24 protein-coding genes are annotated in these 20,220 nt (G+C 36.1%); 4 read left to right on the top strand and 20 right to left on the bottom strand.

Annotation, left to right across the window (positions count from 1 at the left end; translation table 11 throughout):
* Positions 1-2 precede the first annotated feature (2 nt).
* The 14 genes from RAH34_RS09865 to RAH34_RS09800 form a co-directional block, all read right to left on the bottom strand.
* Positions 3-1,727 (bottom strand): hypothetical protein, encoded by a 1,725-nt coding sequence (locus tag RAH34_RS09865; RefSeq protein ID WP_306596009.1) that lies wholly within the window; start codon positions 1,725-1,727, stop codon positions 3-5.
* Positions 1,728-1,857: 130 nt separating this feature from the next.
* Positions 1,858-2,586, bottom strand: coding sequence for a metallophosphoesterase family protein (locus RAH34_RS09860; RefSeq protein ID WP_306596008.1), 729 nt, complete (start codon positions 2,584-2,586; stop codon positions 1,858-1,860).
* A gap of 1 nt (position 2,587) precedes the next feature.
* Positions 2,588-3,130, bottom strand: a complete 543-nt coding sequence (locus RAH34_RS09855) for an RNA 2'-phosphotransferase (RefSeq protein WP_306596007.1) — start codon at positions 3,128-3,130, stop codon at positions 2,588-2,590.
* A 10-nt stretch (positions 3,131-3,140) separates the two neighbouring features.
* Positions 3,141-4,082 (bottom strand): ADP-ribosylglycohydrolase family protein, encoded by a 942-nt coding sequence (locus RAH34_RS09850; protein ID WP_114819593.1) that lies wholly within the window; start codon positions 4,080-4,082, stop codon positions 3,141-3,143.
* Positions 4,082-4,768: a Sir2 family NAD-dependent protein deacetylase gene (locus RAH34_RS09845; protein ID WP_114819594.1), complete on the bottom strand. Its 687-nt coding sequence runs from the start codon at positions 4,766-4,768 to the stop codon at positions 4,082-4,084. Before RAH34_RS09845 ends, RAH34_RS09850 begins: the two co-directional genes overlap by 1 nt.
* 4 nt (positions 4,769-4,772) lie before the next feature.
* Entirely contained in the window at positions 4,773-5,279 is a 507-nt protein-coding gene (locus RAH34_RS09840; protein ID WP_306596006.1) for an O-acetyl-ADP-ribose deacetylase, read from the bottom strand.
* On the bottom strand, positions 5,276-6,508 hold the full coding sequence (locus RAH34_RS09835; protein ID WP_306596005.1) for a TIGR02452 family protein: 1,233 nt from the start codon (positions 6,506-6,508) through the stop codon (positions 5,276-5,278). The genes RAH34_RS09840 and RAH34_RS09835 overlap by 4 nt, the downstream gene beginning before the upstream one ends.
* 11 nt (positions 6,509-6,519) lie before the next feature.
* Positions 6,520-6,996 carry a macro domain-containing protein gene (locus tag RAH34_RS09830; protein WP_114819597.1) on the bottom strand — a complete coding sequence of 159 codons (477 nt, stop codon included), beginning with the start codon at positions 6,994-6,996 and terminating at the stop codon, positions 6,520-6,522.
* Positions 6,997-7,089: 93 nt separating this feature from the next.
* Positions 7,090-8,160 (bottom strand): adenylosuccinate synthetase, encoded by a 1,071-nt coding sequence (locus tag RAH34_RS09825; RefSeq protein ID WP_306596004.1) that lies wholly within the window; start codon positions 8,158-8,160, stop codon positions 7,090-7,092.
* Positions 8,161-8,223: 63 nt separating this feature from the next.
* Positions 8,224-9,078: a hypothetical protein gene (locus RAH34_RS09820; RefSeq protein WP_306596003.1), complete on the bottom strand. Its 855-nt coding sequence runs from the start codon at positions 9,076-9,078 to the stop codon at positions 8,224-8,226.
* A gap of 2 nt (positions 9,079-9,080) precedes the next feature.
* Complete coding sequence (locus RAH34_RS09815) at positions 9,081-9,416, bottom strand: hypothetical protein (protein WP_306596002.1); 336 nt, start codon at positions 9,414-9,416, stop codon at positions 9,081-9,083.
* A gap of 76 nt (positions 9,417-9,492) precedes the next feature.
* The gene (locus RAH34_RS09810; protein ID WP_306596001.1) at positions 9,493-10,041 is read right to left on the bottom strand and encodes a 2OG-Fe(II) oxygenase; all 549 of its coding nucleotides are present in this window, start codon (positions 10,039-10,041) and stop codon (positions 9,493-9,495) included.
* 29 nt (positions 10,042-10,070) lie between these two features.
* Positions 10,071-10,613, bottom strand: a complete 543-nt coding sequence (locus RAH34_RS09805) for an NADAR family protein (protein ID WP_114819601.1) — start codon at positions 10,611-10,613, stop codon at positions 10,071-10,073.
* Positions 10,614-10,995: 382 nt separating this feature from the next.
* Positions 10,996-11,691 carry an NUDIX domain-containing protein gene (locus RAH34_RS09800; protein WP_114819602.1) on the bottom strand — a complete coding sequence of 232 codons (696 nt, stop codon included), beginning with the start codon at positions 11,689-11,691 and terminating at the stop codon, positions 10,996-10,998.
* A 123-nt stretch (positions 11,692-11,814) separates the two neighbouring features.
* On the opposite strand from RAH34_RS09800, the gene RAH34_RS09795 reads away from it, so the two are divergent.
* Positions 11,815-12,456, top strand: a complete 642-nt coding sequence (locus tag RAH34_RS09795) for a DUF1579 domain-containing protein (RefSeq protein ID WP_306596000.1) — start codon at positions 11,815-11,817, stop codon at positions 12,454-12,456.
* Positions 12,457-12,501: 45 nt separating this feature from the next.
* Here the strand turns inward: RAH34_RS09795 and dinD are convergent, their stop codons facing one another.
* From dinD to RAH34_RS09765, 6 genes are all read right to left on the bottom strand, one after another.
* The gene (dinD, locus tag RAH34_RS09790; protein ID WP_306595999.1) at positions 12,502-13,344 is read right to left on the bottom strand and encodes a DNA damage-inducible protein D; all 843 of its coding nucleotides are present in this window, start codon (positions 13,342-13,344) and stop codon (positions 12,502-12,504) included.
* Positions 13,345-13,421: 77 nt separating this feature from the next.
* Positions 13,422-15,218 carry a translation elongation factor 4 gene (lepA, locus tag RAH34_RS09785; protein ID WP_062672783.1) on the bottom strand — a complete coding sequence of 599 codons (1,797 nt, stop codon included), beginning with the start codon at positions 15,216-15,218 and terminating at the stop codon, positions 13,422-13,424.
* A 124-nt stretch (positions 15,219-15,342) separates the two neighbouring features.
* Entirely contained in the window at positions 15,343-16,362 is a 1,020-nt protein-coding gene (locus tag RAH34_RS09780) for a hypothetical protein (protein ID WP_306595998.1), read from the bottom strand.
* Between the two features lie 100 nt (positions 16,363-16,462).
* Positions 16,463-16,975, bottom strand: coding sequence for a hypothetical protein (locus RAH34_RS09775; protein WP_114819606.1), 513 nt, complete (start codon positions 16,973-16,975; stop codon positions 16,463-16,465).
* A gap of 6 nt (positions 16,976-16,981) precedes the next feature.
* The gene (locus RAH34_RS09770; protein ID WP_306595997.1) at positions 16,982-17,524 is read right to left on the bottom strand and encodes a hypothetical protein; all 543 of its coding nucleotides are present in this window, start codon (positions 17,522-17,524) and stop codon (positions 16,982-16,984) included.
* 16 nt (positions 17,525-17,540) lie between these two features.
* Positions 17,541-18,092, bottom strand: coding sequence for an RNA polymerase sigma factor (locus RAH34_RS09765; protein ID WP_034694015.1), 552 nt, complete (start codon positions 18,090-18,092; stop codon positions 17,541-17,543).
* Positions 18,093-18,273: 181 nt separating this feature from the next.
* On the opposite strand from RAH34_RS09765, the gene RAH34_RS09760 reads away from it, so the two are divergent.
* The 3 genes from RAH34_RS09760 to RAH34_RS09750 are packed head-to-tail and all read left to right on the top strand — an operon-like array spanning position 18,274 to position 20,103.
* Positions 18,274-19,023 carry a Rossmann-like and DUF2520 domain-containing protein gene (locus RAH34_RS09760; protein ID WP_306595996.1) on the top strand — a complete coding sequence of 250 codons (750 nt, stop codon included), beginning with the start codon at positions 18,274-18,276 and terminating at the stop codon, positions 19,021-19,023.
* On the top strand, positions 19,013-19,531 hold the full coding sequence (locus tag RAH34_RS09755) for an HAD family hydrolase (protein WP_034694018.1): 519 nt from the start codon (positions 19,013-19,015) through the stop codon (positions 19,529-19,531). The genes RAH34_RS09760 and RAH34_RS09755 overlap by 11 nt, the downstream gene beginning before the upstream one ends.
* 8 nt (positions 19,532-19,539) lie before the next feature.
* Entirely contained in the window at positions 19,540-20,103 is a 564-nt protein-coding gene (locus RAH34_RS09750; RefSeq protein WP_306595995.1) for a nucleoside triphosphate pyrophosphatase, read from the top strand.
* The last annotated feature ends 117 nt before the right edge of the window (positions 20,104-20,220 follow it).

Genomic DNA, 20,220 nt, shown 5'->3' with positions numbered 1-20,220 from the left:
ATTTACAAAACTCTATAGACAGGATACTGCCTGAAGGTTTTTTCTTCAAAATAAGGTGAGTGCTTGTATACCCAATCGAGCTGGGCATCTCCGTCTTCAGACAGTTTTTTATCAGATACTTTGGCTGCCTCAAAAGCTTCTTTGAGTTTTTTATCCTTTTTCAGGAGTTCAGCAGCTGTATCTTCAAAAATATAAGCGGAATAATATTCTTTCTGTGCCAGAATTCCATCAAAGAAATTCCAGTTGAAAAATGAGTCTAATGCTTCAGGTTCAAGGGTTTCTATAATATATTTTACACCAGACTGATCGGTTGAAACCAGATAATCTCCGGCACTAAATTCCCTATTTTTCTGTGTAGCATCAACCGTTGTTTCAAAATGCAGGTAGTGCCCTTCATAAGGGTTTTTAACGGTTTTAAAATCTTTAATTTTATAAGACTCAACCATTAAAGTACTATCCTTCTGTATCGGTTTCATCTGAATATTATTCCTTTTAAACTCTTCAATCACCCGGTACTGCGACTGCGGAATTACATAATATTTCGGAATGGTAATATATCCCGTAGGGATAGCTGTTGTAAAGAGTTTTATATTCTTTGTAAAGGGCTTATTTCGGTCATAATACAGTCTTGGCTTTCCTGAAACTTCACTAGGTTTGTACTTTCCTTCGTAGCCCTTAAAATCCATCGTTGAAAATTTTGTGGAGTCTATTTTCCAACGGATACCGTACGGTTTGCCTGCCTGATACTGTTTTAAATTTTCTTTGCGAAGCTGCTTTATTTTTTGATAATCTTTATCTAAATTCTGCAAATTCACCAGCATATATTTGTACGTAGCATCTACCCTTTTGTCATAAGGTTTCAGCATGTGGGTTTCGGGAACGGTTCCTAAGGAATTGAAAAGCGAAGTATATCCTGTAGAGTATCTGGGAGAGTCTTCAAATGAGGCAAATCCTACTTCCGGAACATCTCCATGAATGTTGACGTAGGGCGTACTTTCATACCCCAGTTTTTTCATATCCTCAAGATTTTTAGCCTGATAATCATTATAGAAATAATTTCCAAGAGTATTTCCCAGACGTTCTTTAAATGTAGAAATATAGGTGAAAGTATATTGATAATCTGCTCCGTTGCTGACATGGTTATCAATGAAAACATCCGGTTTTAACCACTGATAGATTTCCTGAAAGCTTCTGGCATTTTTAGAATCTGCCTTGATAAAATCTCTGTTCAGATCATAATTTCTGGCATTTCCTCTGAATCCGTACTGTTCCGGACCGTTTTGATTAGCTCTGGAATATGAACCTCTGTTGAGCATACCACTTACATTATAGGCAGAAATAGCTGCAATGACAAAATTCTGTGGAGTTTTAATCTTTTTAATGGCAAGATCTCTCATCATCATCATGGTTGCATCAATTCCGTCCGGTTCTCCGGGGTGAATACCATTGTTAACAAATATAATGGCTTTGTCTTTTCTTAATTTCTCAAAATCTTTTTCAGGAAAAGGGTTATAAACTACCACATAAATAGGTTTTCCGTTGTCATCTTCTCCTTTTTTAAGGTATTGGATGGTATTGAAATTTTTCTCCAGATCCTGATAATAGCTGTTCATTTCATCGTAGGTAACCGTCTGATTTCCATTCCCTTTTTCAAAAGGAGTCTGAAATGATTTTTGAGCTAAAAACAAGGTAGAACTCAGGGTGAATAAAAGATATTTCAGTTTCATTGAAGTCATATTTTCAGACTTTAAAAGTAGTTATCTTTTGGGAGAAATGAGAATATGTTGATGGGTAAAATGTTTTTAAAACTAAAACCTAACAGGTTTTGAAAACCTGTTAGGTTTGTTTTCAACAGTATTAATTTCTGCCTTTTTCTTTGGGATATAGAGAGGGAAGCGGATCGCTTTGCCAGAATTGCTTGGAGTCAATATCCATGATGGATAAAGATCCTGTATAGGCTGCTCCGGTATCCATATTCCAGATATTGGCTTTATTGGCTGGTATTTTGATCCCAATATCGAGAGTAGGCGTATGTCCGATGAATATTTCTTTATACAACAGCAGTCTTTTGGGATATAATTCAGAATTCTTTTCCAGTTTTTTATCCATTGCCACGGCAGTTTCCCAAAGGGTTCTGTCCCAGCGGTAATTACTGGAATAGACTTCTTTTTCAGGACCGTGCATGGAAGAATATCCGGCATGAATAAACAGCCGGTTCTGATCATCAATATGATAATTTTTCATTCTTTGAAAGAATTCGAGATGAATATCCAGATCTTCAAGAGCATAATCAGCATAACTTTCTACCGTACTTTTTCCTCCGTTAAAAAGCCATACATCGGGTTTTTGCCCAAATGCCAACCAATCTTCACCCCATGCATCATGGTTTCCTTTGATGAAAATACATTCCTGTCTTTCGGAAAGTTCCAGTAAGAACTGTATGATTTGTGAAGACTCGCTCCATCCGTCCACATAATCGCCGAGGAAGATCAGCTGATCATTTGTGGTCACTCCTGCTCTTTCAAGAACCTGCAACAAGGCTTTAAATCCTCCGTGGATGTCTCCTATGACTAATGTTCTGCTCATTTTACTTTGAAATATATTTTGCATCTACAAAATCTGTAAGCCAAACTCCGTTTGCAGACTGGTAGAAAGACAATCCTTCCTGATGCATTGTTCCGGTTCTGATGGTCAGAATCACAGGTTTGCCGTGTCTCATCCCGACCTTTGCAGCGGTCTCTTTATCAGCACTTAAGTGTACATGCTGACGTGTTCTTTTTTCAATTCCTTTTTCTAAAATGGAAGAAATATTGGCTTCTGCTGTTCCATGGTACAGAAATTCCGGAGGCTGCTTGGCTTCCAATGCCAGGTCAATATCAATAGAGTGTCCCTGACTTGCTCTGATCATGGTTTTATCTTCGTTTAAAGCAAAACGCTTTTTGTTGTTCGTTTCTACCACCTCGTCCAATTCTTCGGAGGTAAAATATATTCTTTTCTTTGCTGACTTTTCCCTCAGTTCTTCTATATCTGCCCAACCGTTTTCATCGAGCGTAAGCCCAATGCTTTCAGGCTGATGCCGCAGGATCAGGCTTAAAAATTTACTTATTTTTTTCTTTTCTATTTCGTTCATGGGTTGTGTTTTAATTCATTAATTTTTGGTGTAATTTCTCACACAATACCTCAATATCATGTTTCCTCACGAGCTCTGCAACCCATTCTTCAGGAATATTTTCATATCCGTAATAAATTCCGGCAATACCTCCTGTGATAGCTCCCGTTGTATCGGTATCTTCCCCGAGGTTGACCGCCTTTAAAACAGCTTCAGAATAGTTTTCTGAGTTTAAAAAACACCATAGAGAGGCTTCCAGGCTGTGAAGAACATAGCCGCCACTCTTAATTTCATCTTCAGGATATTTTGAAATATCATTTTTTAAGATCCTTTTGAATAGTTCAATTTCATCAGGATTAAATCCTTGTTCTTCAGCATATTTCAATGCAGTATTTTGTGTATGCATATATGCTTCTCTTTTGCTCTTTCCTTTCAACAATTGAATGGCAAAAATGACATAAATGAAACAGGCAAAAACAGAGCGGAAATGACCGTGAGTTATTGCGGAAACCTCTTTTACCATCAGATAGAGTTTCTGAATATCATTTTCCTTTTTAAGATAGAAAGCGAGGGGAAGAATTCTCATTAAAGAACCATTTCCATTGTCTTCTTCAAAAATATTTCCTGAAAATCTGGCACTTTCACCTTTGATTAATCTTGCCAGAGAATGTCTTGTCGTTCCTCCAATGTCAAAAAGCCTTCCATGGGCAGTCCAGTGACCGTATTTATTCCACTTAACAAAACTTTGTCCGATTTTTTCCAGATCATAGCCTTTGGTAAGCTCTTCTGCAAGGCAAAGTGTAAGAGAACTGTCATCACTCCACGTTCCTTTGGGTTGATTCCAGGACATGTATTCCAACATTTTTGTTACAGGATTTCTTTTCAGATCTTCCCTCTTTTTAAACTCTACAGGAACACCCAGTGCGTCTCCAATGCAGACACCCATAATTCCCGCTTTTACTTTGTTTTCCATCAGGCTAAATTGACCAGTTTATCAAATAATAATTTCATTCCCTGCGTAGCTGTTTCCTTCATTACTACGGCTCTCTGTCCATATCCAAATCCTGTTTCATTAGGATTAATGACGATTAAAAGACAGTCGTCTTTGATATCATGAATCAGTCCGGCTGCAGGATACACCTGTAACGAAGTTCCTACTACCAACAGAATATCTGATTCCTTTACAATTTCTCTTGCCGTTTGATACAAAGGAACATCCTCTCCAAACCAAACGATAAAAGGTCTTAATTGAGCTCCGTCTTCTGCCTGATCTCCTATTTTAATATCATCTTTTTGTTCATAAATCAGGCTTTTATTATTACTCGAACATGATTTGAACAATTCTCCGTGAATGTGAAGGATGTTGGTAGATCCTGCTCTTTCGTGAAGATCATCAATATTTTGGGTAATAATCTGGACATCAAAATATTTTTCCAGCTCAGCCAGCAATTGATGCGCTTCGTTGGGCTGTACTTCATGCAGCTGTCGTCTTCTCTGATTGTAAAATTCAAGGACTAGTGCTCTGTCTTTTTTCCATCCTTCCGGACTTGCCACATCCGTTACATTATGATTTTCCCAAAGACCGTCTCCGTCTCTGAAGGTTTTTATTCCGCTTTCGGCACTGATTCCCGCGCCGCTTAATATGGTTAGTTTTTTCATGATTTTAATCTAAAAGTTTTTGGTAAATTATCTCATTTTCATCATCAAAGCAAACAAAAATAACTTTCTCAATACTATCAGAATGAAATTTTCTGACTTCATCTACCGCGATTTTTCCTGCCAGTTCTTTTGGAAATCTATAGACTCCTGTACTAATATTAGGAAAAGCAATCGTCTTCACACCAAGGCTTTCTGCTAAATTCAAAGAATTACGATAACAGTTTGCCAGAAGAATGGATTCCTTTTCTTCGTGACCGTTCCAAACTGGTCCTACTGTATGGATAACATATTTTGCAGGCAGATTTCCTGCATTTGTTACTACCGCTTCTCCCGTTTTGCATTTTCCTTGTCTATTTCTGATCGCAACACATTCTTCCAATATCTGAGATCCTCCCACTCTGTGAATGGCTCCATCTACACCGCCTCCACCAAGTAAGGATGAATTGGCAGCGTTAACAATTGCATCAGCTTGGATTTTTGTAATGTCTCCTTTTATTAATTCTATTTTCATTGTATTTCTTCAAATGGTTTCAGCATTTCTTCTTTCTTGGTAAGTACAGCGAAAACCACTCTTTTAAATTTATTTTTATATTTTCCCTGAAGATGTTTCCTGAATAATCCTGCAATTTCTTTTGGATCATTTTTAAAAACACCGCATCCCCAGGCTCCTAAGATTAAGACCTCATTTCCCTGATGTAAGGCCAGTGAGAACATTTTATCCATTCTAAGCTCCATTGCATCGAGAATTTCATGTGCCCTTTCCGGTTCCTGACGTTTTACCACACCTGCATTGACTGCCGGAGACGTGATGAAATTACACAGAACAGGTTTAGGAAGTAACTCTCCCTTATCTTTCCTGAAAACAGGAACTTTAGGACTGTAAATCATTGTATCGGTATAAAAACAGGATTCCATCGCACGGTGAATTGTGTAATAATCCCATGCCTGAAGTAAGCTTTCATACAGTCCGGAAGTTCTTGCCAGGCTTTCTTCCTGTGCTTCCGCTCCATTAATAAATCCTCCACCCGGATTTTTTGCTGATGCAAAATTCAGACACATGATTTTCTCCTGATTTTCTTCTTCAGCTAATTGTAAAATTGCTTTTAAAGAACTGCATTTCCATGTTTCAATTTTTGTTTCAAAACTGATTTCCGGCAACGGAGATTCTTTCATTTCAGAAAGTTGTTCCGGAGTGAAAAGAGCGGTTTCTTTTTTACTGATTTCCAGTTCGTTTTCTATATTTATTTTTTCGTTTTTTTCGTTTATATAATATTTTTTGGCAAGGATATCTAAGGTATCTTTTGCCATTCCTTTATTTGTCATCGTTAGTTTTTTAATGTTTGACATCAGCTCTCCCAACTCCGTATTTCCTGCTTTTTCAAAATCATCTCCTATAAATACCTGGGTTACTTTGATGTTTCCTACAATAGCTTTATTAAAACTATCCAGTTCTTCTGATGGAACCCATAGTTCGTTATGGTTTCTTGCTCCTACATTCTGGGCAGGATATTGAGCTGCCACTTCTTCCAGTACATCAAACTGGGTTACAAAACCAAGATAGTTTCCGGCTTCGTCTCTTGTGTTCCATTTTTCTGCAATTTCTGAAGCATACTCTTCATTGAGAACAGGATAAAAAATGGGCTGCCATTCCAGTCTTGGAGGAAATTCTTTAAATCCGCTTTCTATAATCAGGATCATTTCTTTTTCTCCTACTGGTCTATATAATGTTGTTGTTTTCATGGTTATTATTTTTATTCAAAATCATAGACATATACTTGCACCTCTTTTACAAGCAATGTTCTTTCAATAATAGGTTCAATTTCTTCCCATTTTCCTCCTGCCAGTCCACATCCTATTCTCGGCATATGAACGCTTGCATTCAGCAGCAACGCTTCATTGGAAAGTTTTTCGAGAGCTTTTTCAATAGCATCATATCGAACAGGAACTCCATGACTTCCTATTTTTATTCCTTTTTGGCCGATTATATTGGCTACATATATGTATTTTTCAACCTGGACCAACTGAATTTTTCCTAATGCAAAATCATTTTTACTTCTGAATCGATGCCAGTCTCTGTATTTCTTTTCAGGTTCTTCCCATCTTTTAGAAACTGCCAGTACAAATCCTTTTCCCCAGCCTCCGATATCATTACAGATATGGGCGATGATTTTTGTCCCTTTGGCTTGTGGCGCTGTTGCATCTCCTTTCAAATATTGTATCGTTTTCATGGTTCTTAATTTTCAATCATTTATCATTCTTCTATTCTATCATTAAATATAAAATTAATGCTTTTATCTTATCCTTTCTTCTTCTTTTTGAAATTAAAAAATTGACTTAAAATCTTTTGAATAAGGAGAATAGGATCCATAAACGGTATTCAATTCAACGTCCAGATTTTCTAATTTAAATTGCTCATCAATCTGATCTAAGCAGGTAATAACAAGATTCTTTTTAACGGGAAATACATACGCTCCATCCAGCTTTAAGGCATAATTCAGCAGTCTGTAATCTATTTCTCCAACCCTTAGTTCTTGCTGATATTCATTAAATGTACAGGTTTCTTCTTCATTATTTTTCAGATTCATTTCTTTTTCATTGCTCATCCAGCCGTTTCCATGACGGGTTGAATAGCTTCTGGTCACATAATAAATTTCAATATCTTCAATCTTTAAAAGCTTACAGATTTCGCAGGCATTTTTTGAAGTCGTATGCGCATAGGTCACGTTAGGAAAAACACCATGATCCATATCGAGTAAAATACCCTGACTTCCTTCGAAAATAAGGTGATCAAACGAAGCCAGGTAGTTATAATCATTTATCTTCCAATCAATAGCTTCAATAGCATTTAAGAAAGGCTGCAAAAGTTCTGTAATCTCATTTTCATGTACAAAACCATAGTAATAGGCAATTCCTTTCAGTTTTTTCATCAACATTCCTTTGGGTGCTATTAGGTCTATGGCAAATAGCTTATAGGGACTTTCGTTTCTTTTCATCGTGGCTCCCACTCCTTTTCCACAGGTTCCGTGTTCCAGATTACGGTTATTTGTTCTGTTCTGCCATACATCAAAAGGAGTGGTAACTTTTGCCAATGGATGAATATGCAGCTCAATATTTCCGTTTTTTGCTTTTAACTCTTCTCTTTCATTGAGTAGAAAAACCGGATGAATGGTACAATGCTCGGTAAAGTAAGAAGGCAGGCCGCGAAGTGCACCACTTGCAAAACTGGAATGTACATGCTTTCTTTCATCCATCATTACGGTATGTGCCGCCTGCTGTCCTCCTGAAAATCTGATCACAACAGCCTCCGGATTCTGAGAAGCCAGAAAATCCGTGGTAATCCCTTTTCCTTCATCACCAAAACCAAGTCCTATTACTATTTGCGCCTTTTTCATGTCTTTTTATTTTTTAATCTTTTTTCTTTGTCATTCTTATTTACTGATGACCTTGACAGATTTTTATAGCATCTGAAACTTATCTAACCCTCCCGTTCCTGTTGTTCCGTAGCTTTTGTTTTTAAATTTATCACAGATAATATTTTTAATAACATTCGGAATTTCCCTGTGATCTGCTATGGAAATACAGTTTTGTCCTAATAATTCTTTCCAGCCTCTGTCTGCTCTCAATGCCTGATCAGAGTGCAAAACACTGATGTGGTATACTTCATATTTTTTCTTTGCTTCTTCCAGCAGTTCAAAATGAGTGTAGGTTTGCTGTCCTTTTCCCATAATTTCTCTGATGGCAGATGCAGAAAGTGTTTTCAAACAAGGTTCATCACCTACGGTAAACAGTAATCCTTTTTGTCCTCTTTTTTCAAACGCATCGGTTCTGGTGTGAAATGCTGCAAAATACCACGCTAAAAGATAGCTTTCACCTGCATTTCCGCCACCTCCGGACTCAATATAAGTTCGTGTAAGCCACATATCCAGTTCTTCATCTCCTGATTCGAACTGTCCCACCTGAAGCGGATAACCATCACATTCATGATCTCCTATTCCAAGGAATAATAAGGCCGGATCGGGAACTCCTCCCTGGATAATTCCTCCCATGAGTTTCGGCAATCCTTCTCTGATCAACTCATGAGGTATATGTCCCATGCTTCCGGTAACGTCCAATCCTAAAATAATCGGAACTGAATGAGGGTGAACTTCTGAATCTCTGGATTCTCTGAAAGAAATTCCATGAGGATTCATCGATTCATGAGCCATTCTTTTGGCATTCTGGGTAAAAATTTCCCCTGCGGATTTTGTTCCGTAACCTGCTTTGCTTGCTCTGTCATAACGAGCGTCTAAATCGTATCTTGTACTTCCCATGACTACAGTGTTTTTCCAAATAAATATTCAAATCTCTTTTGGGTTACTTCGAGCTGAATATTCAGATTTCTGATTGTTAATGATAATTCCATGTCTTTCTGAACGAATGCTTCGGGATTGAAATCCGCAAAAGTCAGACTGTTTCTGTCTAAAGGACAGATATCAATAAGCCCTTCCTGTTCGCGCTCGAGTCTTTTAATTTTTAATTCGATATCTTCCACTCTGCGTCTGTAAATCAATTCGGAATCTGCTCCGATGATTCTAGCACGGTCTTCTCTGATCTGATCATTATTTCTTTGTAATGATTCGATAAATCTGGGTTTTAATTCATCTTCCATGATCAAATATTTTTATTTGCGTTAATATTACACTAATTAAACAAAACATAGTAATACCTTCCCTTTTATGGATGATTTATACTTTTGAATACATTATATCTGTTCTCAAAACATATTTCAATCCATTAATCAGCGTTTTTCCTTCATGTCTTAAAGGATGATGAAAAATAAGAGCTGTGCCTTTCTTCGGAGCTACTGTAAACAGGTTTTCGAATTCTGTTTCTCCTCCTTCAAAATCATCATTCAGATAGACCATAAAAGTGTAGAAACTTTTCTCCATTTCATTTCGGATATAACTTCCATCTCTGTGCATTTTGAACTGCTGTCCGGGAGCATATTTATAAACCCTTAGCATTTCATTAAAGTTAAGAACCTGATATCCACCACGTTCCTGAGGCAGAAACTCTACAGCCTTGTTAAAAAGCTCTTCAGCAATTGCAGTATTAAAAATCATCAGTCGGTCATTATTTCTGATCCCTTTATTCATCTGCTGGCGCCCAAATACATTGATTTTTGCTTCTTCAAAAACTTTTTCCTGCGAAAGACTGATGTACTGATCACATTCAGCCTCAGTCAGAAAATCTTCAATCAGAAATATCTGTGGGTGTAATTCTATTTTTTCCATAATTAATATTTTGTGCATGGTTTGTGTTTTTACCTTCTTAATTCATCTCTTACCTCCATCAAAGCAAATCCTAAAAGGTTTTCTCCGTTCCATAATAAAGGGTTTTCAGCTCTGTTATCTGTTTCCAGCATCCCGATTCCCCAGATTCTATCGTAAGGACTTGCCTCCACTAAAATTTTGTCTCCGGTTGATAAAAGAAAGTCTTTAAATTTCTGATTTTGAGAGAATTTCAAAAGATTTCCCTGAGTTACAATCTGATATTTATGTTCATCCCAAAGTTTAGGGTCAAAGTTTTTCACTTTCCGTCCCAGAGCTTTTGCCTGATTCGGAGTAGCGGCTTTTAAAATTTCCTTTTCCATTTCAGCATCATTAAATAATCTTGCTTTTCCAGCCATCATATAATGTTCTGCTGTTCTATAGGTAATTCCGTTTTCTTCAAAACTTCCCGGAAACCATTGGCTGAAACATGATTTGGTAACGATATCTTTTGCCGTGTGTCCCCAGAAAAAGAGAAATTTTATTCTTTCCTTTTTTTGAAAGCGTTCTGTAATATTTTGTATGGTGTATTTCATGATTGCGTTATTTTGACACAAATTTAAAATAATATGAGTCTTTTCACCAAATTTATTTGTGTTAATTTTACGCTAATAAATTTAATTAATTGATTTACAGTGATAAAAATTTAATTTTAACAAACACAAATAACACAATTTTGATCACTAATGACACAAATTTGATGCGTTTAGGCTAAAGCTAATGGAATTTGAGATTCTTCCTTCGTCAGAAATCGAAGATTCGACTTAGTCATTGACGAAGGTCAATAATATGACATTTGATGCAAGCATTCTCTATTGAATAAATTTTTATGGATATATATTAGCGCACAATTCTTGTGCGCTTATTATTTGTGAAAATTAGTGCCAAATTATTAGTGAAATTTGTGTTTAGATATAACTATTTAATTTCAAAATAAAAGCCCTGCTCTTCCAACTCTTTATATTTTTCTTTATTGAATGTAAAAAGTTTTCCAGGTCTGCCGCTACCTTCTTTTTTTACGTTGTTGGTTTCGTTAAGCAATCCGTAGCTCATGATTTTTTTTCGGAAATTTCTTCTGTCAATTTCCTGTCCGACAATTGTTTTATAAAGGTTTTCAAGATCTGAAAAAGGGAATTCTTCGTTGAGAAGATTGAAGCCAATCGGCTGGTATTGAATTTTTGTGCGAAGTCTTTTTAAGGCAGTCTCGATGATTATTTTATGATCAAAAGCTACTGAAGGAAGTTTATTGATACTGAACCATTGTGCATCTTCCGCATCTGAATCGGCAAACAGTTCATGATAGGAAGGGTTTACAAGCCCTAAATAAGCCACAGAAACCACTCTGTTTCTCGGATCACGACCCAAATTACCAAAAGTATACAGTTGTTCTAAAAAATCGGGTTTTATGCCAGCTTCTTCATAGAGTTCTCTTTTTACCGCATCATCTACACTTTCATCATCCAGAACAAGACCACCTGGAAGTGCCCAACCTCCTTTAAAGGGTTCAATATTTCTTTTAATCAGAAGGATCTGAAGATCTTTTTTATCAAAATATCCGAAAATAACGGCATCTACAGCCACTTTTATATCCTGTAATTTTTTTGGAGACTCCATAAATTGATTTGCGTTACGAATACACAAAGTTACAATTTATGCCTGTATTAAAAAATAAATTCTGTTATAATAAAAGTTCTTATCTTTAAATTATCATTATAACCATCTTAAAACTAAATTATTATGAAAAATTTATTAACAATTCTTTCTGCAGCTTTTTTATTAATAGCTTGTGAGAAAGGAAAAACGACAGCAGCCACTGGCTCTGATAAAACAGATTCAGTATCTACATCTGAATGGAAACCTGTAGATTCTGCAACCGCCATGAAAGACTGGATGGCGTACTCAACACCGGGAGAAATGCAAAAAATGCTTGCAAAGTCTGATGGAACCTGGAACGGAGAAACTACCATGTGGATGGAAAACGGGGCAAAACCTATGATGAGTAAATCTGAGGCTACCAATAAAATGATGTTTGGCGGACGTTATCAGATCACTAATCACAAAGGTGACTTTATGGGAATGCCTTTTGAGGGGATGAGCATCGTAGGATATGACAATTCAAAGAAGAAGTTCGTCAGTACGTGGATCGACAATATGGGAACCGGAATCATGCATAGCGAAGGCGACTGGAACCCTTCCACAAAATCAGTTGAGTTTAAAGGAAAAATGACAGATCCTTCAAGACCTGGAAAAGATTGTGATTTCAGAGAAGTATTCACCTTTGTGGATGATAATACTCAAAAACTGGAAATGTATGGCCCGGATTCAAAAACCGGAAAGGAATACAAAACAATGGAAATAAAATATACGCGTAAAAAATAAATGAATAAAAAAGCGCTTCTGATGGAGCGCTTTTTATTTGATAAATTATTTCTTAAAAGGTTTTTTAGTTTGTTTTAAAACTTTCTTTTCATCACTATCTAATTTTCTTTGCAACTTTTTCACATCCTCTGCCGGAGGTAAATCTTCAGGGACTATTCCTCTGTTGGTCAGCATATTTCTAACAGCAACATTATTATCTATATGTTCTTCTTCAATATTTAGTTGCCCTTTTAAGTTTTTATTTTGAACATTCAAACCTGTCATTTCAGCTGCCAGATCTTTAGCTTTAATACTAATTGTAGGTAAAAAATCTGCGACTGGTCTGCTTTCAGGAACTCTCATTTTTTTCTTTAACATTTGCGTATTTAAACGAAAAAGCGCTTGATCTCCTTTACTTCTTATCACAGCAAATCCCTGGCTATCAACGCCTCTTTCATATAAAATCCCTGAAAGTTGTTTTTCAGTCTGACTTAATTTTTCGCGAGCTTTTATCCTTTCATATTCTAATAATCTCTGTTCTACCAATTCAGCTCTCCTAGTTTGAACCGCAAAATAGTTCTGTGCAAAAGATATTTCTTGTTTTCTACTATCACCATTTTGTGCGATTAAGTAACAACCATATCTTGTCAGTAAAATATCATCTATTTCTTTCTCTGCTCCTTTAGGCATTTGTATCGTTTTCCTGACATCAGGAAAATGATACTCAATTAACTCTCCAACGTTTTTACAAGCATCTTTTGCTTTTATAATTACTTTTTCAAAGTTTTCCCATTTACTATATCCCAATAATATTTGTAAATCTCTTGCACTCCAGCATTCTATACCCTCTAGTTCAGAGGCTGCTTCTTCAAATTTATAGAATAAATCTTTTATTTCTTCTGATTTCATTTAATAATGTGTTTTTATAAATGTACAAAAAAAACCGCTTCTGATGAAGCGGTTTTTACTTTATAATAGATTAATAATTAATCATTTAACTTTAGTACAGCCATGAACGCTGATTGCGGTACTTCTACTCTCCCAATCTGCTTCATTTTCTTTTTACCTTCTTTCTGTTTCTCCAATAATTTACGTTTTCTGGAAATATCTCCTCCGTAACATTTTGCAGTAACGTCTTTTCTCAAGGCTTTAATAGTTTCTCTTGCGATTACTTTCGTTCCTAAGGCAGCCTGAACAGCAATATCAAACTGTTGTCTAGGGATCAGTTCACGAAGCTTTTCACACATTCTTTTACCGATGTAATAAGCATTAGAATCGTGAATCAATGAAGATAAGGCATCTACCATATCACCATTGATCAGGATATCCATTTTTACAAGCTTGGAAGCTCTGAATCCGATGGGGTGATAATCGAATGAAGCATATCCTTTAGAGATAGATTTTAACCTGTCATAGAAGTCGAATACAACCTCAGCAAGAGGCATATTGAAAATTAACTCTACTCTTTCTGATGTCAGATAACTCTGGTTAACGATTTCTCCTCTCTTTTCGATACATAAAGTCATTACTGCTCCAACGAAGTCAGATTTTGTAATGATAGAAGCCTTGATGAAAGGTTCCTCTACTCTGTCCATCGTTGAAGGATCCATCATTTCAGATGGGTTGTTGATCAGAATCGGAACTTCAGGTTCTTTTTTAGTATATCCAAAATAAGAAACGTTCGGTACCGTGGTAATTACGTTCATATTAAACTCTCTGTCAAGACGTTCCTGAACAATTTCCATGTGCAGCATTCCTAAGAATCCGCAACGGAAACCAAATCCAAGAGCTGCAGAACTTTCCGGCTCGAAAACCAAAGAAGCATCATTCAGTCTTAATTTTTCAAGAGAGAATCTTAATTCTTCAAAATCTTCAGAATCAATTGGATAGATTCCGGCAAATACCATTGGCTTTACTTCCTCAAATCCATCAATCGGAGCATCCGCGGGTTTTTCAAATGAAGTGATGGTATCTCCTACTTTTACCTCACGGGCATCTTTAATACCCGATACAAGATATCCTACATCTCCGCAATGAATTGTTTTCTTTGGAACCTGCTTCAGTTTTAAGGTACCCACCTCGTCAGCTCCATATTCTTTTCCTGTAGCGAAGAATTTGATCTTTTCGTTTTTAGTGATGCTTCCGTTCACTACTTTAAAATAAGCTTCAATACCTCTGAATGGGTTGTAAACAGAGTCAAAGATCAAAGCTTGCAGTGGACCGTCAGGATCTCCTACCGGTGCAGGAATTCTTTCAACAATCTGCTCTAAAAGGTTATGAACACCTTCTCCTGTCTTTCCGGAAACTCTCAATACATCTTCATATTCGCATCCGATAAGGTTCATGATCTCATCGGTTACTTCTTCTGGGTTCGCAGACGGAAGGTCAATTTTATTCAGAATCGGAATGATCGTTAAATCATTTTCCAATGCAAGATACAGGTTGCTAATAGTCTGAGCCTGAATACTCTGTGCAGCATCTACAATAAGAAGTGCACCTTCACAGGCAGCAATAGAACGGGAAACTTCATAAGAGAAGTCAACGTGTCCCGGGGTATCAATAAGGTTTAAAATATATTTTTCTCCTTTATACTCATAATCCATCTGGATGGCGTGCGATTTAATGGTAATCCCACGTTCTTTCTCCAAATCCATATCATCAAGCGTCTGAGACTGTAATTCTCTTTGGGTAACGGTATTCGTGTACTCCAATAGACGGTCTGCCAGGGTACTTTTACCATGGTCGATATGAGCGATTATGCAAAAATTTCGTATGTTTTTCATTTAAGAATCTTGTAGTTTGCAAAGATAAGAAAATGCAGGAGAATTTTTCATTCTTAATTCTTTCTTTTAACTGAAACACAGATAACAATAAGAAGAGAGGTAAAATTTTCCTTCTTTTTAAATATTATTTTGTTTTGCCAAAGTCTTCCGGTAACACATAATTTCCAGTAAAAGGATCAAGATAAACTTTAGGTCCTACCGTATTCTTTCTTTTGCCTGATAAACTGACATCTATCACCGCACCAATAACACCACCAATGAGACCACCTGCAGCTGCACCAATTGTCACCCCGGTTGTTGCCGTTTCAGGAAATAATTCTGCTCTTGTTACCTCTATAAAAACGCCATTATCATCTTTGAAAATCTCAGTGTATCCCACAGGAATATTTTTGTAAGCAATTCCCTTATAAACAAAAGCATAAAAATCTCTTATTGCCGTTTTTTCCTCTCCTTTTACAGCCTTTGTAACAATTCCCTTATCATTAGCCTGCAAAGTAAATCCGGGTTCAGGATTGTGAGTAAAAAAGCTGTAATAGTCTTTGTAAACCCCTTCTTTCAGTTCATTTGCTTTTAGAATACTCAGTTTTTCTTTTAATACAGAAGTATAGTCAGGAAAATCATTTTCTGAAATACTGAGTTCCCAAGGGGTTGCTTTATAGGAATCTTTAAAAAGATCCGTAAGAATTAAAGTCACTTTCCTTGCCAGACTTTGGGCCAGATAAGGTGTGGTACGTGATGAAACGGTTGCCACAGTGTCTATTCTATCCATAAAATGATATCCGTCTTCTTTCTTAATAAATGTACTTGCCTTTAATTCAAGCTTTCCGATAGAATACTTTTCCTTCTTATCTTCTGAAATACTTAAATTTTCAAGCAAAAAAACCATATCATTATTTCCTCGGGTTGGATTATACTTATAAAACCAATCCTGTATGTCTTTGCCGGCATTATTTTCGAAAACAACTTTCACCTCATCCTTATGGTACATGACCATTCCGATTTCCTGATGGGCTCTTTGATCTAACACCGTAAAACTTTTGATTGAATTTTTGCTGTCTTTAATAGATTTTGAAAGATCAATTGTTTCTATTTTCTGACCCCATATTACGATCGAAAACAATAAAAAGAAAAGTACTTTTTTCATAGATAAACTTTGTGGTAAAAATAATTTTTTTTGTGGTTAAATTAAACGGCTCTCACAGAAAAGATCTGTAAGAGCCGTCCAACATTAAAAAAATAAACTATTATGGGTTCTGTTTAGTTCCGGAAGCATTGTTATTATTTCCGTGAGGCTTTCTTTCATCCATTTTATCCTTCATCATCTTTTCGGATTGAAACAGTTTCAGAACTTTTTGGCAGGGAATTACCTGCTGCATTTTATCTGCATATTTTTTTCTGTTATCCAATAGCTTCTGCCCTACTTCAAAACTTTGCTGCAATTTAGCTTTCGCTTCGTCATCTGATAAAGTTTCGGGATCAAAGTTGGAATTAAACTGACTTTTTATCTGCTTCTGGCTATCCAGATATTCGTTATACAATTGTGTAAATTCGGCTTTATCATCTGGATCGACATTCAGATTATCCATGATCATATTGTTCCTGAATTTCTTCAGGAGTTCTTTTCTCTCTTCCGGAGAAAGATTATTGATGACTTCTTTCCTTTGTTTAGGATCCATCTTTTTCCAATCATAATCTGTTCTTTGGGCATTTAATCCAAAGCCATAAATAATCAAAAACGTCAATAATATCTTTTTCATTTTCTTTTAATTATAAATATCCAAATAAACGTCCTGAGTCGAATTACTTGCTAACTCTGCAATTTCAGAATTAGAAAACGAGTCCAGATATTCATTCATTCGTGTTTCTTCTTTTTTCTTTACAGTTTTCACCGGTTTAGGGCTCTCTGTTGTTTTTTTAGTTTCGCTTACACTTTTGGAAGCGTAAACATTGTTATTTTTTTGATTTTCAACTGTTTGATTATTATTTTCAACAGAAGTTAAATCAGATTTTAAAGTTTCATAAGCCAGCTCGCTTTCTGTTTTGGGCTCTCCGTTATTGGCAACATAGGTTGTTTTAGAGTTCAGGATTTGTTCCGTGGAATCGTTGTCTGAATTAAAAACATAAGTTGCTCCAAAAATCAAAGCCAGTGATGCCGCAGCTGCATACATCCAGTTCAGCTTAAAGACAGGTGCTTTTTTACTTGTCTTTATATCATTCATAACGCTCTCCTGAATATTTTCAAACATATTATCAGGAACTGTGTAAATGTTTTTACGCTCTAATTTTTCTATGTCGAACTCTTTCATCTTTGTTGGTCAAAAATTATTTTTCGTAATTTTCTTTAATATAATCTTCTATTTTCTGTTTGGCATAATGATAATTCGTTTTCAACGTCCCTACCGACATATCTACAATTTTTGATATTTCTTCGTAAGGTAAATCATCATAATACCGCATCATAAATACCAGTTTCTGCTTTTCGGGCAGGCTCTGTATAGCGTTCTGCAGTAAAATCTGTATTTCTTCAGCATCACCTTCTGTATTATCTGCAACAAGATTCTGCATATGATACTCGGGATCCTCATCCGTTTTCTGCATTTTTTTCATTTTGTTAACCTGCTGTAACGCTTCGTTGGTAGCGATTCTGTACAACCAGGTATACAACTGGCTATCATTTTTAAACTGATGAAAATTCTGATATGCTTTAATAAAAGTTTCCTGCAAAGTATCCTGTGCAAGATCTCCGTCCACAATAATTCTTCTTATGTGCCAGTACAATCTGCTTTGATAGGCGTCCATCAAGGCACGAACCCCTTTATCCTGGGTCCGTGGATTCTGCATCAACGAAATAATTTCCGCGTCCTTAATCTTCATAAGATGCCTTCATTGTTTTGGATTACAAAAATAGCTGAAAGTTAAATTAAAAATTCAATTTTCAATGTAAATATTAAAAATAATATGAGACACTTACGCAATAAACGTGCCTCTATTGAAGTATGGGATTTCTGAAACCATCTTCCTTTCCCGGCTCAGCTTAAAATCTTATATTTGTTATATGCAAATTGTAATCATCGGTTCCGGGAATGTAGCCTATCATATGGCAAAAGCTTTCACTTTGAAAAGTATTCCTCTGGCCCAGATTTTTGGGAGGAACGAAAAAGAATTAGGTAAAATTTCTGAAGAATTAAATATTCCTTACTCTACAGATCATCTGGAAGAAGCAGATCTTTATATTCTTTGTGTAAGTGATCATTCTGTAGAAGAAGTCTCAAAAATTATTACAAAAAAAGATTGTCTGGTGGCCCATACCTCAGGATCTCTTCCAAAAGAAGTGCTGGCTGGCAGCTACCGAAAGTCCAGCTTCTACCCTTTACAGACTTTTTCAAAATCCAAAGAACTAGAATATGAAAAAATTCCGTTTTTTATAGAAGCGGAAAATGAAAAAGATCAAAAAGTATTGTTTGATCTTGCTTCAAAGATTTCGGAAAGAGTGATGGAAAGTAATCATGAAAAAAGAAAATATATTCACCTGACGGCTGTTTTTGCCTGCAATTTTGTGAATCATCTTTTTTCAAGAGCTAAAGAAATTTCAGATTCCCAGGATATTCCGTTTGATTATTTCTTACCCCTTATTGATGAAACGGTTCAGAAAATTCATGAAATTGAGCCCAAAATGGCACAAACCGGTCCGGCAGTAAGAAATGATGTAAGGATTTTACAGCTGCATGAACAGTTATTAAAAGACGAAAGTCTTGAAATTTATAAAACAATGAATCATTCTATTCAGAAAATGTATGAGTTATAAAGAGAAATTAAAAGATATTAAAGCATTTGTTTTTGATGTTGACGGAGTTTTCACAGACGGAAGTGTTTATCTTCTTCCCGGAGGAAATATGTGCAGGGTAATGAATGTTCTGGACGGATATGCGGTAGTAAAAGCTTTAAAAAACAATTATTTAATCGGTGTTATTACCGGAGGAAATGATGAAATGGTAAAGCACAGAATCAATTATCTGGGTATTCAGGATTACTATCCGAAGTCTCACAATAAAATAGATGATTTCGAAGACTTTAAGAAGAAATACAATCTTAAGAACGAAGAAATTCTGACCATGGGTGATGATCTTCCGGATATTCACATCATGGAAAGTTCAGCCATTGCGGCATGTCCTGAAAATGCGGTTCCCGAAGTAAAAGGAATTTCCGATTATATTTCCCCTAAAAAAGGAGGAACGGGTGCAGTTCGTGATGTGATTGAACAGGTAATGAAAGTTCAGGGGAACTGGCATGACGATAATACTCAATCTGTATAAATATCTGTATGAAATTACTTTTAGCATCACAATCCCCAAGAAGAAAAGAACTTCTTTCCAGCCTTGGTTTTGAATTTGAGGTCGTGAAAATAGACTGCGAAGAAATTATTCCGGAAAATATTAAAATAGAAGATGCTGCGGCTTATCTTTCTGATTTAAAAGCTTCAGCCTTTAGAAACCTTGAACCTGGTGAAGTACTTCTGACTGCTGATACGGTAGTCGCTATCGATAATCAGATCCTGGGAAAACCTAAAGATGAACAAGACGCCTTTACCATGCTTCAAAGTCTTTCGGGAAGAACGCATCAGGTCTACACGGGAATTACCATCAAAACAGCCAATAAGTCTGTCACAGAAACAGATGTAGCGGATGTTACTCTCGACAAACTTTCAGATGAAGAAATAAACTATTATATTCAGAATTATAAGCCTTTTGACAAAGCAGGAAGTTATGGTGTCCAGGAATGGCTGGGAATGGCAAAAATCACAAGCCTTACAGGAAGCTATTATACCATTATGGGACTTCCTACCCATCTTGTTTATAAAATCCTGAAAGAATCTTCTCTTATTTAAAAGATTATCAGGTTCAAAACGCTCCTTAAAGAAGAAATAAAATATTTCCGTAAGAAATATAAATATTATTCATTATAAAATTTTATTATTTTTACAAAATCATCAAACTGCTGATAA

Origin of the sequence: Chryseobacterium sp. WLY505 (genome assembly GCF_030846215.1) — a bacterium.
Lineage (GTDB): Bacteria > Bacteroidota > Bacteroidia > Flavobacteriales > Weeksellaceae > Chryseobacterium.
The sequence above is the reverse complement of the archived record's forward strand: the minus strand, read 5'-3'. Positions and strand labels throughout refer to the sequence as shown.